Here is a 15,979-nt window from a genome sequence, read left to right on the forward strand (position 1 = left end):
CGTCGCGACCGCCCGACCGATCAGGCGCGGTCCTCCCCGGATCCGTGACCGTCGGGCGTCACGGGGTGGGCGTACCGCCGTTGGCGTTGAGGGTCTCGCCGTTGACGTAGCTGGACTCGCCCGAGGCCAGGAACACGTAGGCGGGCGCCATCTCCACGGGCTGGCCGGCGCGGCCGATCGGAGTGCTGTGGCCGAACTCGGGCAGCTTCTCCTCGGGCTCACCGTAGGACACGTGCTGCACCGTCCAGATGGGCCCGGGCGCCACCGCGTTGACACGGATGCCCCTCGGGCCGAGCTGCTCGGCCAGGCCCTTGGTGAAGTTGTTGATGGCGCCCTTGGTGGCGGCGTAGTCGAGGAGCCTCGGGTTGGGGTTGTAGGCCTGCACCGAGGTGGTGTTCACGATCGTGCTGCCCGGACCCATGTGCTTCAGCGCGGCGCGGCTGAGCGTGAACATGGACATGATGTTGATCTGGAACGTCTCGTGGACCTGCTCGTCGGTGAGATCGGTCAGGTCATCGGAGATGAACTGCTTGCCCGCGTTGTTCACGAGGATGTCCAGGCCGCCGAGGCGCTGCGCCGCCTCGTCCACGAGGGAGGCGCGGTAGTCGGCGTCCATCAGGTCGCCCGGCAGCGCGACGGCGGTGCGCCCGGCCGCCTCGATCGCCGCCAGGACGCGGTCGGCGTCGGGCTGCTCCTGAGGCAGGTAGGCGATGGCGACGTCCGCGCCCTCACGGGCGTAGGCGATGGCGACCGCGGCACCGATGCCGGAGTCGCCGCCGGTGACCAGGGCCTTGCGGCCGGTCAGCCGGCCGATCCCCCGGTACGAGTCCAGACCGATGTCCGGGACGGGATCCGTCTTCACGTCCAGGCCCGGCTCGGGCTGGCGCTGCTTGGCGATGCGGAGCTTCGGGTGGCGGGTGCGGGGGTTGTCGTGGGCCAGCTGGGAGTCCTGCACGGGGATCGCGGGGGCGTCGTCCTTCTTCTCTGGAGTGGTCATGGGCCCGATGCTACGCGGCGCGCGTCAGAGGGTGACAAGGGACGGGGCGCGGCGTCGTCGGCGTGGCCCTCGCGACGGCGGCGCGGCGGCGGCCAGGCGTCAGCGGGGCCCGCTGAGGCCGCGCAGGGCGCCACGGTGCTGGAGCACGTGCAGGTCCCAGCGCGCGCTGAGCCCCTCGAACAACCCGATGCCACGCCGGGAGTTACCTTGCTCATCCAGGCGCGGCGACCACGTGGCGAGGCCCAGGGCCCCGGGCACGGCGCCGAGCAGCGCGCCCGAGACGCCGGACTTCGCGGGCACGCCGACCTCGGCCACCCACTGGCCGCTGGCGTCGTACATGCCGCAGGTGAGCATCACGGACATCGCCTGCTGCGCCACCCACTCGTCCAGCACCCGCTCCCCCGTCACGGGGTTCGTGCCGCCAGCGGCGAGGGTGGCGCCCATGACGGCCAGCTGGGGTGCGGTGACCAGGACCGAGCACTGCGCGAGGTACCCGGCCACGGCCTCGCGGGCCGAGATGGGCAGCCGGCCGGCGTCGGCGAGCAGGTGGGCCAGGCCCAGGTTGCGGTCGGCACGGGTGCGCTCGGCGTCGAGGACGTCCTCGCAGACCTCCAGCTCGACGCCGGCCAGCGCGCTGTAGCGGCGCAGCAGCAGGGCCGTCCGCTCATCCTCGTCCCCGGCGGGCAGGAGGGAGTGGACCAGGATGGCGCCGGCGTTGATCAGCGGGTTGCACGGCCGGCCGTCGTCGTGCAGGGACAGGTGGTTGAACGACTCACCGGAGGGCTCGACGCCCACGTCCTCCAGCACGTGGTCCAGGCCGATCTCCTGCAGCACCACCGCGTAGGTGAGGGCCTTGGAGACCGACTGCAGCGCGAAGGCGTGCTCGGTCTCCCCGGCGGCGGCCTGGTGGCCGTCCACCGTGCACACCGCCACGGCGAGGCCGTCCACATGCTGGCCGGCGACGTCCTCGAGGTAGTCGGAGGGCTCGCCGCGGCGGTCGGACTCCACCTCGTCGAGCATCGCGCGCAGGTCGTCGTCGAATCGCGTCGTGTCCATTCCTGTCACAGTAGTGGGCGGGCGCCCGGGTCGCGGGCGGGTGCCGGGCCGGTCACGGCGTTCACTGGACCGGGGCATTCGGGCCCAGCGGCAGGTCCAGCCACATCCAGCCGATGACCATGCCGGTCCACGCGGGCAGGAAGGCGATCGAGGACGGGAGCATCGTGGCGATCAGGGAGCCATGCCCATCTTCCGGTCGTACCTCTGAGCCACCGCGATGATCAGCGGGACGCTACGCCTGCCGCGGCGAGTCAAGGCAAGACCCGGGGACCCGGGCCGGGGCTATCGTCGGGGGATGGACGTGCGGATCGGGACCTCCGGCCTGGACCTACAACCACTGGCGCGGGACCTTCTACCCGCAGGGGCTGCGGATCGCCGATCAGCTCGACCACTACACGGAGCGCTTCGGCACGGTCGAGCTCAACGGCTCCCACTACCGCTGGCCGGCGGACAGCACCGTCGAGGCCTGGCGCGAGCGCCTGCCCGCCGGCTTCGAGATGGCCGTCAAGGCCTCCCGCTACCTGACCCACTACCGCAAGCTGAACGAGCCGCAGGACTGGGTGGAGCGCATCGTGCACACCCTGGACCTGCTCGGTGACCACGCCGGGCCGCTGCTGCTGCAGCTGCCGGCCCACCTGCACCGCGACGACGACCGACTCGCCGGGTTCCTCGGCCTGCTGCCCGAGCGGGTGCGCGTGGCGGTGGAGGTCCAGCACGAGTCCTGGCTGGACGAGGACGTGTTCGACCTCCTCGACCGGCACGGGGCGGGGTTCGTGGTCTCGGTGATCGCCGGGCGGGAGCCGGTGCTGCGCGCGACCGGGCGCCTCGCCTACGTGCGCTTCCACAACGCGGACCCGGACTGGCGCTACGGCGGCTCGTTCTCCGACGACGAGCTCGCCCCCTGGGTGGGGCGGCTGCGGGGGCTGACCGGCGCGGACGACGGCGGCCCGGCCGGGGACGCGACGGGCGCACGGCCCGCCTACGTCTACTTCAACAACGACAACCACGGCCACGCCGCGTTCAACGCGCTGACGCTGCGCAGGATGGCGGAGACCGAAGCCTGACACGTGCCGAGCGCGTGCCTAGCGTGAGGAGGAAGCGGCGGCCGAGCGCCGCCGTCGTCCCCCGAGAGCACAGGAAGGCAGACGCACATGACCCTCATGCAGATCCCCACGGACCACGGCACGATCGGACTGAACGTGGAGGAGGCCGGCCACGGGCGTCCCGTGGTCCTCATCCACGGCTGGCCGCTGACCCTCGACTCGTGGAAGGACCAGGTCGCAGCCGTGTCCCCGCACTACCGCGTGATCACCTATGACCGGCGGGGCTTCGGCGTCTCGGAGAAGCCCACCGGCGGGTACGACTACGACACGATGACCGCCGACCTGCACGGTCTGCTCACTGAGCTCGACCTGCGGGACGTGACGCTCGTGGGCTTCTCGATGGGCGGCGGCGAGGTGGCGCGCTACATGTCCCGGTTCGGCGCGGACCGGATCCACTCGGTGGTGTTCGCCGGCGCGGTGCCCCCGTACCTGCTGAAGACCGACGACAACCCCGACGGCCCGCTGACCGAGAAGCAGGCCGCCGAGATGCGGGCGGGCCTCGAGAAGGACCGCGAGTCGTTCTTCGACAACTTCACGACGACGTTCTTCTCCACCCCCAAGCTGGCCGGTCTGACCAGCAGCCTCAAGGTCACCGAGGAGCAGCGCCAGGAGGCCATCCGGATGGCGCTGCAGTCCGACCAGACGGCGGCGCTGGCCTGCATGGACGCGTTCGGGGCCACCGACTTCCGCCGCGACCTGCCGGCGGTGACCGTGCCGGCCCTGGTCCTGCACGGCGACGCCGACCAGATCGTGCCGTTCAAGGGCTCCGGCAAGCGGACGCACAAGGCGATCGACGGCAGCCGCGTCGAACTGGTCAAGGACGCCCCGCACGGCTTCAGCATCAGCCACTCCGAGGAGTTCAACCGGATCCTGCTGGAGTTCCTGGCGGAGTGAGGGCGCGGGCGGGCGCATCCGCGTGCTGGACGCGGCACGGCGATCGTAGGGGGGGTGCAAGCCGCCCACCGCGGCGCCGACGCTGACCTGTCAGGTTCGATCCGACGACGCCGTGATCACCCGGAGCGTGGGGTCAGGCCGCCCGGCTCGCACAACCGCGCGTCAGCACGTGGAGGATGAAGCCGCTGAGCGCGGCTGCCCCCCCAGATGGAGGCCCACGGCCCGGAAGGGGTCGATTCCGGACGGCAGGTGGGTGAGCACACTGAGCGAGATGATCCCGAAGACCGTCATCGACGAAGCTCCCTCCACAGCGACGCGCACCTACCGAAGCCGAGCAGATCCCAGACCCGCCCCGCCACGAACGGCCAGGCTACGAGACGGCGCGTCTTCTCCTGTGCCTCCGACATCACCGACGGCGTCGTGTCCCGGTCCCGTCCGATGTCAGTCAGGCGGCCCGATCCAGCGGGCACCTGATCGCATGTCAAGGGCCATTGAGTTCTGCCCATAGGCGGCCAGTGTTTCTTCCCGCTGGTGGCCATCAGAACTGCCCACTGGTGGCCAGCTGGTTTGCCCGTTTGGGTGGTGGTGCTGGCCACCGTGATGGGATCAGTTCAGTGGCATGACTCCCTTCCCGGCCATTGCCTGGGTCATCCGTACGGAGTCTCCGGTGGTCTGGCAGACGTGGGCGTGGTGCAGGAGCCGGTCCACGGTGGCGGTGGCCAGAGTCTTGGGCATCAGCTCGTCGAAGCCGGCCGGGTGCAGGTTCGAGCTGATCGCTACGGAGCGTTTCTCGTAGGCGGCGTCCACGATGCGGTAGAGGCCCTCGGCGGCATCGTCGGCGACCGGCAGCAGGCCGATGTCGTCGATGACGATCAGGTCGGCGCGCAGGATTCGGGCGACGGCTTTGGTGATGGTGTCATCGGGCCGGTGGGCCCGGATCATCGCCCCGAGGTCCTCCAGGGTGAACCAGGCCACCCGCTTGCCCTCCTCCACGGCCTGCTGGCCCAGGGCCTCGAGGAAGAAGGTCTTGCCGGTGCCGGAGGGCCCGCAGACCACGAGGTTCTCTCTGCGCGAGAGCCATTCCAGGGTGCGCAGGGACTGCTGGGTCGGGGCCGGGATCGAGGAGGCGCCCGGATCCCAGGTCGTGAAGGTCTTGCCGGTGGGGAACCCGGCGGCCTTGCGCCGGGCGGCGAGCATGGATCGGGCCCGACCGGTGGTCTCCTCGACCAGCAGGGCCTTGAGGACCTCGGCCGGCTCCCAGCGTTGGGCCCGGGCGGTGGCCAGTACCTCGGCGGCGATACCGCGGGCGTGGGGCATCTTCAGCTGCCGCAACAGCGCCTCCAAATCGGCCGGCAGCGCCGGTGCGGCGGTGTTCGGGGTGTGGATGCTCACCGGGCTGCCCCCTCGGTGTTGGAGGTACCGAGGCCGGCCCAGCCGGCGGTGCCCTGGGTCAGGGACCGTTCCTCGGTGGCGGTGTGCATCCCGGTGCGGTGGCCGGCGGCGGTGAGCAGGGAGGCCAGGTCGCCGTGGGCGAAGCGCTGGTGCACCGCGGCCACCCCGAGGGCGCGGTCGACCTGGTCGGTGCCGGCGAGCTTGGCCAGGGTGACGGCCTCGGCCATCTTCTGACCGATCCGGCTGGTGCCGGCCGCGGCGGCCTCCACCAGCCAGGTCCTCGCTCCGGCCCCGATGCCCAGGAACTCGGCCTCCGCCGCCGAACGGGGCACCGGGGTGTAGTCCCCGGGCACCTTGTCCGTCTCGTGGCCGGGGAAGTGCGCGTCGTCGATGGCCGGGGACCCGGGCCGGGCCACCCGGTGCCGGGCGACCTCCACCGGCCCCTGCGCACCGGCGTGCATGATCACCACCATCGAGTCCGGTCCGGTGCCGTGATGGCGCACGAACACCTCGGCCCCGAGCAGGTGCGCGGGCACCGAGTACTGGGCGTTTTCGAAGGAGACCATCGGCGTGTTCTCCGGCACCTTCCGTCCCACCCCGTAGGCCACGGTGTGCGCCGTGGCGGGGATCCGATGCAACGCGCTGGTCTCCTCGGCGAGCATGTGGTCCGGGCGGCGCCGGGTCACCCGGTGCTCCCGGGAGTTCACCATGGCCATGAACCCCGCGCAGGCGGCCTCGAGCTCAGCGAACGAGGCGTACTGGTCCCGCAGGTTGGTGTCCTTCGGGACCAGGTCGGCCTTGGCCAGCTTCACCGCGTTCTCCACCCCGCCCTTGGCGGCCGGATCCGCTGGCTGGCAGGTCAGCACCTCCACGCCGTAATGCCGAGCGAACGCCACGGTGGCCTGGTTACGCACCGGCACCCCGGCCACATGAGAGACCGTCACTGTCTTCTCGTTATCCGTCAGCACATAGGTCGGCGCGCCCCCGATCAGCCGGAAGCACCGGTCCAGGGCGGCGAACACACTCGGAGCCGTCCTATCACGCAGGGCGATGACGATCCGGTAGCGGGACCAGGCCAGCCAGGCCACGAACAGCACCGTCTTGGCCCCGTCGATCGCCGGCCCATCGCCGAAGTCGTACTGCAGCCATGCGCCCGGCTCGGTGATCCAGGGCCGGTGCACCCGGCGCTTCCCGGCCCGCCAGGCGGCCTTCACCTCGGCCACCGCCCGCCGGGTGGAGCGCTCAGAGCCGGTGTAGCCCATTGCGGTGAGCTTGGCGTGCACGACATCGGCGCGGATCCTGCCCGTGGAGGCCTCGACCCATTCCTCGATCTTGGGCAGCCAGACATCGGTGACCTTCGGGCGGCTGGCTCCGGATCCAGGGGTCTGGCCGGCGTCGCGGGCCCGCACCAGCCGGGCCACGGTGTGATGGGAGCAACCGGCCAGCTCGGCGGCGCCCCGCAATGACTTGGTCAGGTCATAGGCACTGAGTATTTTCATGGTTTCTGCGGCATCCTTCATTCAGGGCCTCTTCCTCGCTGGATTCGATTCGACACCGATATCCAACCCGGGGAGGAGGCCCCCGCCGGCTCACGACGCGGCGGGCAACGAGCAACGCGGGCAAACCAGATGGCCAGCACCGGGCAGTTCCCGTGGCCATCACTGGGCAGTCCTCATGGCCGTCAGCGGGTCATTCCCTGGCCACCTATGGGCAGCTTTTCATGGCCGCTTACAATCGCACACCAGTCCCATACGGGGTGCACCCCGGACCGCTCCACGAGGACGCGGGAGGGCCATTTGGGATTGGCTGGAGCTGGGTAGTCCGTGCCAGTGTGAAAAGTAGTTCAATTCTTCATAAGAAGTGAACTAATCACAGGAGGGGGTGGGGCCACAAAGCTAGAAGCGAGGATCTCAATCAAAGCGACTATAATATTCGTCATTCTGATTTTTCTTCTAGCTTCTTTTCGAGCTTATTCTTCTTCCTGTTTAGTCGCCACCAAGAAACTGACCCCTTGAGCTGGAGGGCTCCAAGTTCGTCGAGGGATGGGAGCCCCTTGTCAGACAGCCTTTTGGAGACCTCTGCCTTGTCTGCTCCTTGCATCGTTGCAATGAGTGCGTGCGCTTCCTTGACTGGAGCGGATGCTAGAGGGTGGGTGGAGAGTTTCGCGTTGACTGCCCTTAGCTCCTCTTCAAGGGCTGAGCGGGAAATGCCTCGGAGTGGCATAGGTCACTTTCCCCTCAGGCAGGCAAGCGCAGCCCGTCCTCCTGCGGCGAGAAACGCCTCAGGGGTCCCCCGAACCATGATCTGGGTGATCTGAGGCCCATTGAGACCGATTCCCATGAGGCACCTATAGACAGCCCAGGGCAACGCCTGCGTTTCGGCTACTTCCGGGCCGGTCTTCTTTTCCTCGATTAGAAGATCAGAGAAGTAATCATCCCACTCGCTGGATGTGCTTCCTTGATTCTCGAAGTCGCCGGGAAGCGAGGCGGCGGCTGCGTACCCGTCTGTTGCTTGAGGGGTGAAGGCGGGCTGGGCCGCCCAGGCGGTAGCCCCGAAGTTGCTGACGGTGAGGGCTCCTACGAGGGAAAACGCGGCCCCGGACTGGGCTAGACGAGAGAGGCGCGGTCGATGCTTGTCGGGCATGAGAGTCTCTTTCGAGTGGATGTGACGCGCCCCACCATACTGCGCGTTCTCTATGCACCGCTATTGCTCTCTGATCCCTCTCGCTCAAGAGGACCTCTTCGGGTCTGCCATGAGTTTGCTTGACACGAGTTATCAGGCGGCGGCAGCCGCCTGGACTGATTGAACCATCTCGAACTCGACAGGGGTGAGTCTCCCGAGACGGGCCTGCCTACGACGGCGGTGATAGGTCCGCTCGATCCAGCTCACGATCGCGAGCCGGAGCTGGTCGAAGGACTCCCAGCGACGCCGATTCAGCACGTTCTTCTGCAACAGCGCGAAGAAGGATTCCATTGCCGCGTTGTCCCCAGCAGCACCGACCCTGTCCATCGACCCGACCAGGCCGTTGACCCGGAGCGTCTCCACGAATCGCCTGGCTCGAAATTGCGATCCTCGATCCGAATGCACCCGGCAGCCCTGGACGCCGGCTTTTCCTCCGCGCCGGGCCAGAGCCATCTGCAGGGCATCCACAGCCAGCTGCGAGCTCATCCGCCGATCGATCGAGTAGCCCACGATCCGGTTCGAGAACACGTCCTTGACCGCGCAGAGATAGAGCTTGGAATCCCCGGCCCAATGCTCTGAGATGTCCGTGAGCCACAGCTGGTTCGGCTTCTCAGCGCGGAACTCACGACGAACCAGACCATCATGAACGACAGGGCCAGGACGCTTGCCCGAGCCGCGACGGACCGAGTGGCAGCAGCGGACCTTCACGAGCCGACAGGCCTTCAACACCTGATGGTCCGACACGGACAAGCCACGCTCGCGGAGCTCGTCAGCCAGGAACCGGTATCCGAACTCCGGGTCATCGGCATGGGCATCGAAGACGGCGTTGGCGGCATGCGCGTCGGACCATTCCCGCTCGCTGACAGGTTCGGCCAGCCACTGGTAGTAGGCCTGACGGGAGAACCCGAGGACCCGGCAGGAGAGTTTCACGGGAATCCCGTCGCGGGCCAGGTCCTTCACGACGGGATAGGTCATTTTGGGGACTGACCCAACTTCAGGTTCGCCTGGGACAGATACGCGGCCGCACGCCGTAGGACCTCGTTCTCCATCTCCAACTCGCGGTTGCGGCGCTTGAGAGCCTTCAGCACCTCGTTCTCAGCCTTGGTGATGCCGGGCCGGATCCCGGCCTCGACATCATCCTGGGCCAGCCAGCGCCGTAGGCAGGACTCGGCGATGCCGAAGTCCTTAGCGACCTGCGCGATCGGCATCTGACCCTTACGGGCGATCGCGACCACGTCCTGGCGGAACTCTCGGGGGTATGCAGCGGGCATGGGGTCATCCTTCCAGCAGTCCCTCCCGGGACCACAGATCAGATGTCAACCAAACTCACGGCAGACCCGGAAGCCAAGGCTGAACGTCGGCGGAAGGTTCTGGTCGGAGCGGGAGCGCTCACCGCCATCGCCGTGGTCGGCGGGCTGGTGACGCTCGCCGTGATTCAGAATCCTCCGCCCCAGGCTCGGGAGGACATTGAGATCGCCGGGCTGCAGACCTTCGAGGGGCTCAGCGCTAACCACGTGAGCACCCCTGTGGACTACGAGCAGTCGCCGCCGGTGGGTGGCGATCATGCCAGCGCCTGGCTCAACTGTGGGGTCTACACCGAACCGGTACCCAACGAGAATGCCGTGCACGCTTTGGAGCACGGTGCCGCCTGGGTCGCCTACGATTCCGAGGCGCTCTCACAGGAGCAAGTCGATGCCCTGCGGACGGCCCTACCGGCCGCCTATGTCGTCCTGGCCCCCTACGAGGGCCTGGATTCGCCCATCGTGCTTTCGGCCTGGCAGGCGCAGGTGGCGGTGGATTCCCCGGAGGATGAACGGATCGAGCAGTTCGTGGCCGAGTACTGGCACTCCCCCGACGCGCCTGAGCCCGGGGCGGCCTGCACCGGCGGCCTCGACGCCCCTGGTCGGATCGCATAAGCGCTCTTCCCGACACCGACCGTCCGGTCCGACAGGATCCACGTTGAGGCGAGCCCTGCTGGTCCTCCCCGTCGGCGTGGTCCTCAGGGCCGTCGGCCGGGCTGAGGGGCGGCTGGTCACACCTGCGTCATCCCTGCCCGTAAAGGAGTCCGCGGGCCTCCGTGGCCGGCGATCTTCACGGAACCTTCAAGGTTGAGCCCTTCACCCGCGTCGGCGGGGCGGTCTACGGTCGATGGCAGGGCGGGCCGGCGAAGGCCGGTGCGTCGGATCAGATCGACGAAGGAGCACATCATGACCCATCACGTGAGCGCCATGCTGGACACCTACCCAAAGAATGTGGGCAACATCGACCGGCAGAAGCTGGCCGAGTGCATCCAGGCCTGCTTCGAGTGCGCCCAGACCTGCACGGCCTGCGCGGACGCCTGCCTGGCCGAGGACATGGTGGCCGACCTGAGGCAGTGCATCCGGTTGAACCTGGACTGCGCCGATGTTTGCGCCGCCACAGGCCGGATGCTGTCCCGGCAGACCGGCAACAACGTCGAGACCACCCGCGCCCTGCTCGAGGCCTGCCGGGCCGCCTGCAAGACGTGCGGGGACGAATGCGAGAGCCACGCCCAGATGCACGAGCACTGCAAGGTGTGTGCCGAGGCCTGCCGCCGGTGTGAGCAGGCCTGCGCGGACCTGCTCGTCACCCTGGGTTGAGCCTGCTGATGACCGTTCCCCCTTGAGGGCGGCCAGTCGTCCATGACGCGCGCAGGGAACCCGGACCACCGTGCTCCCTCGCCGCGGAAGGCTCCCATGGACTCGGAGAAGTATCAGAGGGTCAGGAACGGTGCCGGATTCGTCGCGGCGCTGGACCAGAGCGGGGGCAGCACCCCGGCGGCCTTGCACCTCTACGGGATCGACAAGGATGCCTACTCCGGCCCAGAGGAGATGTTCGACCTGGTACACCAGGTGCGCACACGTATCATCACCAGCCCCAGCTTCGACGGTGAGCGCGTCATGGGGGCCATCCTGTTCGAGAACACAATGAACCGCCAGGTGGAGGGTTCCCCCACGGGCGACTACCTGTGGAACAGCAAAGGCATCGTGCCCTTCCTCAAAATCGACCAGGGCTTGGCCCCGGAACAGCAAGGCGCCCAGCTCATGAAACCCATCCCGCACCTGGATGACTTACTGTCTCGAGCCGTCGAAAAGCACATGTTCGGGACGAAGATGCGCTCGGTCATCAAGCTGCCCGGGGACGGGGTGGACTCCGTCGTGGAGCAGCAGTTCGGGCTCGCCCGTCAGATCCTCGTTACCGGGCTGGTGCCCATCATCGAGCCCGAGGTGGATATCCGCAGCCCCCGCAAGGCCGAGGTGGAGGACCAGCTCAAGGCGGCAATCCTCGCCCAACTGGACAAGCTCGGAGACGACCAGTCGGTCATCCTCAAAGTGACGCTGCCGGAGCGGGCGGACTTCTACCGCGAGTTCGCAGACCATCCCCGAGTGATCCGCGTCCTGGCCCTGTCGGGCGGCTATACCCGGGCCCAGGCCACCACCCTGCTGGCCCGCAACCACGGCGTGATCGCCAGCTTCTCCCGCGCCCTGACCGAAGGGCTGAGTACGGCCCAGAGCCCAGCGCAGTTCAATGCGGTGTTGGATGAGGCCATCAACGCGATCGCGACGGCCTCTCGCACCTGACCGGAGGCCATAGGACCGCTGCGGTAGTCCGCGGCCGCCGAAGCGGTGTCCGACCACCCCCCATTCCTGGGGCCGGGCACCGCCTCAGCGGCGTCTGCCGCGCAGTTCAACGGGCAGCCACCGAGGAGCGCACGAAGTCCTGGCGCACCCCCACGGCGCGGTCGGTGCGCCGGATGGACTCGCCGCCGTCGTCGACGGTTCCGGTGAGGGCCCGGATCGCGTCGATGTTCTCGGGGACGACGATCGCCTGGTTGTCCACCGTGTAGGTGTAGTACAGCTCGTTGCCGTCCACGGTGAGGATGTCTTCCCAGAGGGCCACCTCATACATATCACCCCGGGGCCGGCCCAGGTCCTCCATGAGTTCCACGGTGCTATTGACCGCCACGACGCCGTCCGAGCGCCGGACGAAGGCGATCCGCGGCATCGCCCGGAACGCCTCCAACACCTCCTGCTTCTCGGCCGGGCGGGTGAGCTCGATCGTCCAGTAGTGCAGGTGGTTCTGAGTGTGGGCTCCCTTGGCGGCCATGGTGACCACGTCCAGGTCCGGGACCACCGACTGGGCGTCGGGCCCCTGATGGCTGGGGATTCGGCCCTCGGGGACGATGGTGTTCATGATCCCGGAATGGTCCGATTCCCACGGATCGGTGGCCCGGCGGATGAGCACCCCCCGGGCCTTGGACAGCAGTCCGACGTCCTTCAGCGCGGTAAGGGCCCGGACGGTGGCGGTGGTATTGCAGGACACCACCCGGGTGCTGTCCCGGCCCAGGGCGGTGGCGTAGTTGGCGTGGGCGACGAAGGAGTGGCCGGTGAGATCGTGCTTCTCCCCGCCCTGGAACACGGATTTGACCCCGTGGGCACGGTAGAGCTCCAGGTTGCCGGCGCCCACCTGGGCCGGGGTGCAGTCCACCACGACGTCAACGTTCTCGAGCAGGTCGTGCAGGCCTCCGACGACGGGAAGGCCGGCATCCGCCATCACCGGTAGGGCCTGCTCGGTAGAGGCGTAGACGGGGATACCCTTCCCGGCCGCAGTCGCGATCCGGTAGTCAGCGATGACGTCACTGACTCCGACCAGCGCCATGTCCTCCTGGGCCCGGACCGCGTCGGCGACGCGTTTGCCGATGACCCCGTACCCGTTCACCGCGACCTTGATCTTGTCCTGCATGCTCGTCTCCTTTCCTGGAGGACCCGTTCCGGTTTCGGGGTCTATCGCCAGCCGCGTCTCACCGGATGCCCGCAGCGGACGACGGTGCTCAGAGCTTGTCGAGCATCTGTTGCATTTCGGTGATCTCGGCCTCCTGGTCGGCGATGACCTGCTCGGCGAGCTGCACGGCCTGCGGGTTCTGGCCGTCCTTGGCCTCGTCCTTGGCCATGTCCACGGCGCCCTTGTGGTGGGCGGTCATCTGCTCCAGGTACAACCGGGCGGCCTCGGTGCCCTGGGCCTGGTCGAGGGCGGTCATGTCCTCCTCGGACATCATCCCGGACATCCCGCCGTGGTCCATGCCCTCCATACCGTCCATGCCGTCCGTGTCCACGGGGTCTTGGCCCCAGGCGGTGAGCATGGAGTTCATGCGCTTGATCTCCGGCCCCTGGGCGTCGATGACCTTCTGGGCGAACGCGGCCACCTCCGCCGGGACGTCATCCTTGGCCAGCAGCATCTCGCTCATCTCAACGGCCTGCTGGTGGTGCGGGATCATCATTTGGGCGAACATCACGTCCGCGTCGTTGTGCTCGGCGGAGACCTCCTCAGCCGAACCGGTCGCCGTGGTGGACGGTGTCGCGGTGGCCGTGGCCGCAGGGGTGGCGGCCGGGGCGGAGCTGGTCGCAGTGGCCGAGGCCTCAGCGCCGGCGTTCTCGTCCTGGGCGCCGGTGCCGCAGGCGGTCAAGGTCAGGGCGGAGGCCAGGGCCAGGGCGGTCAGCGTCATGGTGCGTTTCATGGTGGGTCCTTCCATAGTGGGTTGAGGGTTCATATCAGAGTTCGCGCCAAGAGACGCGATCAGGAGGTCGCGGGTTGAAGGGCAGCCTCCGGCCGGGGGGCGCCGAGGGGGGCCAGGTGGCCCGGGTCCAGGTTGATCCGGCGCAGCAGTTGGGCGTTGAGGGCGACCACGATGGTGGAGGCGGACATCAGGATCGCGCCCACCGCGGGGGAGAGCACGAACCCGATCGGGGCGAGCACGCCGGCGGCCAGCGGCACGGCGAGCACGTTGTAGCCGGTGGCCCACACCAGGTTCTGGATCATCTTGGTGTAGCTGGCCTGGGAGAGCTCGATCATCGACAGCACCGCGCGGGGGTCGTTGCTGGCCAGCACAACGCCGGCGGACTCCATGGCCACGTCGGTGCCGGCGCCGATGGCGATGCCGACCTCGGCCCGCGCCAGTGCCGGGGCGTCGTTGACGCCGTCGCCCACCATGGCCACGGACAGTCCCCGGGACTGCAACTCGGTGACCTTGGTGTCCTTGTCCTGGGGGAGGACCTCGGCGAAGACCTCGTCGATGCCCAGGTCCGCCCCGACGGCCTCGGCGACCTGGCGGGCATCGCCGGTGATCATCGCGACCTTGATGCCGCGGGCGTGCAGGGCGGCCACGGCGGCCCGGGACTCGGGGCGGACCTTGTCCTCCACGGCGACCGCGCCGATAACGGACCCCTCGCGCAGCACGTGCAACACCCCGGCCCCGCGCGCGGTCCAGGAGGCGGTGTGCTCAGTGATCTCCGCCGGCATGGTCAGGTTAAGCTCGCGCAGCATGTTCGGGCCCCCGACGAGGATCTCGGAGCCGTCCACGGTGGCGCGCACCCCGCGGCCCATGGCAGCACTGAAGTCCGTGCCGCGCTTGCGCAACGTGCTGGCCTGCGGGTGCTGCCCGGCGGCGGTGACGATGGCCCGGGCCACGGGGTGCTCGCTGTCAGCCTCGGCCGCGGCGGCCACCGCCAGCAGTTCTGCCTCGGACACGCCGGGCATCGCGGTGACGGCGGTGACGACGTGGGCGCCCTCGGTCAGGGTGCCGGTCTTGTCGAACAGGACCACGTCGATGGTGCGCATCCGCTCCAGGGCCATCCGGTCCTTGATCAGGACCCCGGACTTGGCGGCCTTCTCCGTGGAGAGGGCGATCACCAGCGGGATGGCCAGGCCCAGGGCGTGCGGGCAGGCGATGACCAGCACGGTCACGGTGCGGGTGACCGCGTCGGTGGGCTGGCCGATCGCGGTCCACACGATCGCGGTGATGATCGCCGCGACCAGGGCGAACCAGAACAGCAGGGCCGCCGCCCGGTCGGCCAACGCCTGGGCGCGGGAGGAGGATTCCTGGGCGTCGGCGACCATCCGCTGGATCCCGGCCAGGGTCGTGTCGGTCCCGACGGCGGCCACCTTCACCCGCACGGTGTTGTCGGTGGCCACGGTCCCAGCGACCACCGTGTCCCCGGCCTGGCGCAGCACGGGCTTCGACTCCCCGGTGATCATCGCCTCGTCGAACTCCGCGGTGCCCTCGAGGATGGTCCCGTCGGCCGGCACCCGGGCCCCGGCCCGCACTAGCACCACATCGCCCACGGCCAACTCGGTGATCGGCACGGTGATGGTGTCACCGTCCACGACCTTCTCGGCCTCCTCCGGCAGCAGCGCCGCCAGCGCGTCCAAGGCGGAGGAGGCCGCGCCCAGGGCGCGCATCTCCATCCAGTGGCCCAGCAGCATGATGACCACCAGCAGCGCCAGCTCCCACCAGAAGTCCAGCATCAGGTCCCCGATGCCCAGGGTCGTGACCCAGGAGGCGACGAAGGCCACCGTGATGGCCATCGCGATCAGCAGCATCATCCCGGGCTGGCGGGCGCGCAACTCGGTCAGCCCGCCCTTCAGGAAGGGCATGCCGCCATAGAGGTAGATCACGGTGCCCAGCACCGGGGCGATCCACGCCGAGCCCGGGAACTCGGGGACGTGGTAGCCCAGCAGCTGCCCGACCATGTGGCTGAAGAACACCACCGGGATGGAGAGCACCAGTGAGACCCAGAACCGGTTCTTGAACATCGCGGTGGAATGCCCGGCGTGCTGACCGTGGTCGTGGACCTGGTGGTCCTCGTCCAGGGCCGAGTGGGCGTGGCCCTGGGGCATGGCCTGACCGTGGGTGTCGGCGTCCGCGGGGTGGTGGGCGGCATGGTCGGTGTGGTTGGCGTGGCCGACGTGGGGGTTCGGGTCTGGGTGTTCGGCGGTCTGGTCGGTGGGGTGATCGTGGTGGTGCGGGGTGCTCATGGTGTTCCTTCTGCTCGGCGGTCTG

The 15,979-nt window shown here is 68.7% G+C and carries 15 protein-coding genes and 1 pseudogene; 5 read left to right on the forward strand and 11 right to left on the reverse strand.

Annotated elements, in window-relative coordinates; all coding sequences use genetic code 11:
* Positions 1-58: 58 nt before the first annotated feature.
* The 3 genes from SOY78_RS09295 to SOY78_RS09305 all read right to left on the reverse strand — a co-directional run bounded on the left by SOY78_RS09295 (position 59) and on the right by SOY78_RS09305 (position 2,216).
* Positions 59-997 carry an SDR family oxidoreductase gene (locus SOY78_RS09295; protein ID WP_324701462.1) on the reverse strand — a complete coding sequence of 313 codons (939 nt, stop codon included), beginning with the start codon at positions 995-997 and terminating at the stop codon, positions 59-61.
* A gap of 99 nt (positions 998-1,096) precedes the next feature.
* Positions 1,097-2,053 carry a glutaminase A gene (glsA, locus tag SOY78_RS09300; RefSeq protein ID WP_073116916.1) on the reverse strand — a complete coding sequence of 319 codons (957 nt, stop codon included), beginning with the start codon at positions 2,051-2,053 and terminating at the stop codon, positions 1,097-1,099.
* Positions 2,054-2,114: 61 nt separating this feature from the next.
* Positions 2,115-2,216: an AbgT family transporter gene (locus tag SOY78_RS09305; RefSeq protein ID WP_199489685.1), complete on the reverse strand. Its 102-nt coding sequence runs from the start codon at positions 2,214-2,216 to the stop codon at positions 2,115-2,117.
* A gap of 208 nt (positions 2,217-2,424) precedes the next feature.
* Between SOY78_RS09305 and SOY78_RS09310 the strand changes: the two genes are divergently transcribed.
* Positions 2,425-3,117 carry a DUF72 domain-containing protein gene (locus SOY78_RS09310; protein WP_396824137.1) on the forward strand — a complete coding sequence of 231 codons (693 nt, stop codon included), beginning with the start codon at positions 2,425-2,427 and terminating at the stop codon, positions 3,115-3,117.
* 87 nt (positions 3,118-3,204) lie between these two features.
* Positions 3,205-4,050 (forward strand): alpha/beta fold hydrolase, encoded by an 846-nt coding sequence (locus SOY78_RS09315; RefSeq protein ID WP_324701463.1) that lies wholly within the window; start codon positions 3,205-3,207, stop codon positions 4,048-4,050.
* Positions 4,051-4,656: 606 nt separating this feature from the next.
* Here the strand turns inward: SOY78_RS09315 and istB are convergent.
* The 5 genes and pseudogenes from istB to SOY78_RS09340 form a co-directional block, all read right to left on the reverse strand.
* Positions 4,657-5,442 carry an IS21-like element helper ATPase IstB gene (gene istB, locus SOY78_RS09320; protein ID WP_010078636.1) on the reverse strand — a complete coding sequence of 262 codons (786 nt, stop codon included), beginning with the start codon at positions 5,440-5,442 and terminating at the stop codon, positions 4,657-4,659.
* Positions 5,439-6,962 (reverse strand): IS21-like element ISMlu14 family transposase, encoded by a 1,524-nt coding sequence (locus SOY78_RS09325; RefSeq protein WP_324701464.1) that lies wholly within the window; start codon positions 6,960-6,962, stop codon positions 5,439-5,441. Before SOY78_RS09325 ends, istB begins: the two co-directional genes overlap by 4 nt.
* Before the next feature lie 415 nt (positions 6,963-7,377).
* Complete coding sequence (locus SOY78_RS09330) at positions 7,378-7,665, reverse strand: hypothetical protein (protein WP_270617905.1); 288 nt, start codon at positions 7,663-7,665, stop codon at positions 7,378-7,380.
* A gap of 3 nt (positions 7,666-7,668) precedes the next feature.
* Positions 7,669-8,085, reverse strand: a complete 417-nt coding sequence (locus SOY78_RS09335; RefSeq protein ID WP_141843717.1) for a hypothetical protein — start codon at positions 8,083-8,085, stop codon at positions 7,669-7,671.
* A 132-nt stretch (positions 8,086-8,217) separates the two neighbouring features.
* Positions 8,218-9,395 (reverse strand): annotated as a pseudogene (locus SOY78_RS09340) (IS3 family transposase).
* A 42-nt stretch (positions 9,396-9,437) separates the two neighbouring features.
* Between SOY78_RS09340 and SOY78_RS09345 the strand changes: the two are divergent.
* From SOY78_RS09345 to SOY78_RS09355, 3 genes are all read left to right on the forward strand, one after another.
* Complete coding sequence (locus SOY78_RS09345) at positions 9,438-10,040, forward strand: DUF3105 domain-containing protein (protein WP_036384887.1); 603 nt, start codon at positions 9,438-9,440, stop codon at positions 10,038-10,040.
* A gap of 291 nt (positions 10,041-10,331) precedes the next feature.
* Positions 10,332-10,742 (forward strand): four-helix bundle copper-binding protein, encoded by a 411-nt coding sequence (locus tag SOY78_RS09350; protein ID WP_002854316.1) that lies wholly within the window; start codon positions 10,332-10,334, stop codon positions 10,740-10,742.
* 96 nt (positions 10,743-10,838) lie between these two features.
* Positions 10,839-11,723 (forward strand): fructose bisphosphate aldolase, encoded by an 885-nt coding sequence (locus tag SOY78_RS09355; protein ID WP_270617907.1) that lies wholly within the window; start codon positions 10,839-10,841, stop codon positions 11,721-11,723.
* A gap of 106 nt (positions 11,724-11,829) precedes the next feature.
* Here SOY78_RS09355 and SOY78_RS09360 read toward each other — a convergent pair whose 3' ends face one another.
* The 3 genes from SOY78_RS09360 to SOY78_RS09370 form a co-directional block, all read right to left on the reverse strand.
* Positions 11,830-12,885 carry a type II glyceraldehyde-3-phosphate dehydrogenase gene (locus SOY78_RS09360; RefSeq protein ID WP_060775538.1) on the reverse strand — a complete coding sequence of 352 codons (1,056 nt, stop codon included), beginning with the start codon at positions 12,883-12,885 and terminating at the stop codon, positions 11,830-11,832.
* 88 nt (positions 12,886-12,973) lie between these two features.
* Positions 12,974-13,657 (reverse strand): DUF305 domain-containing protein, encoded by a 684-nt coding sequence (locus SOY78_RS09365; protein WP_002854313.1) that lies wholly within the window; start codon positions 13,655-13,657, stop codon positions 12,974-12,976.
* 59 nt (positions 13,658-13,716) lie between these two features.
* Complete coding sequence (locus tag SOY78_RS09370) at positions 13,717-15,954, reverse strand: copper-translocating P-type ATPase (protein WP_141844046.1); 2,238 nt, start codon at positions 15,952-15,954, stop codon at positions 13,717-13,719.
* Between the last annotated feature and the right edge of the window lie 25 nt (positions 15,955-15,979).

Origin of the sequence: Micrococcus sp. HOU01 (assembly GCF_035609305.1) — a bacterium.
In the GTDB taxonomy this organism is placed as follows: domain Bacteria; phylum Actinomycetota; class Actinomycetes; order Actinomycetales; family Micrococcaceae; genus Micrococcus; species Micrococcus luteus.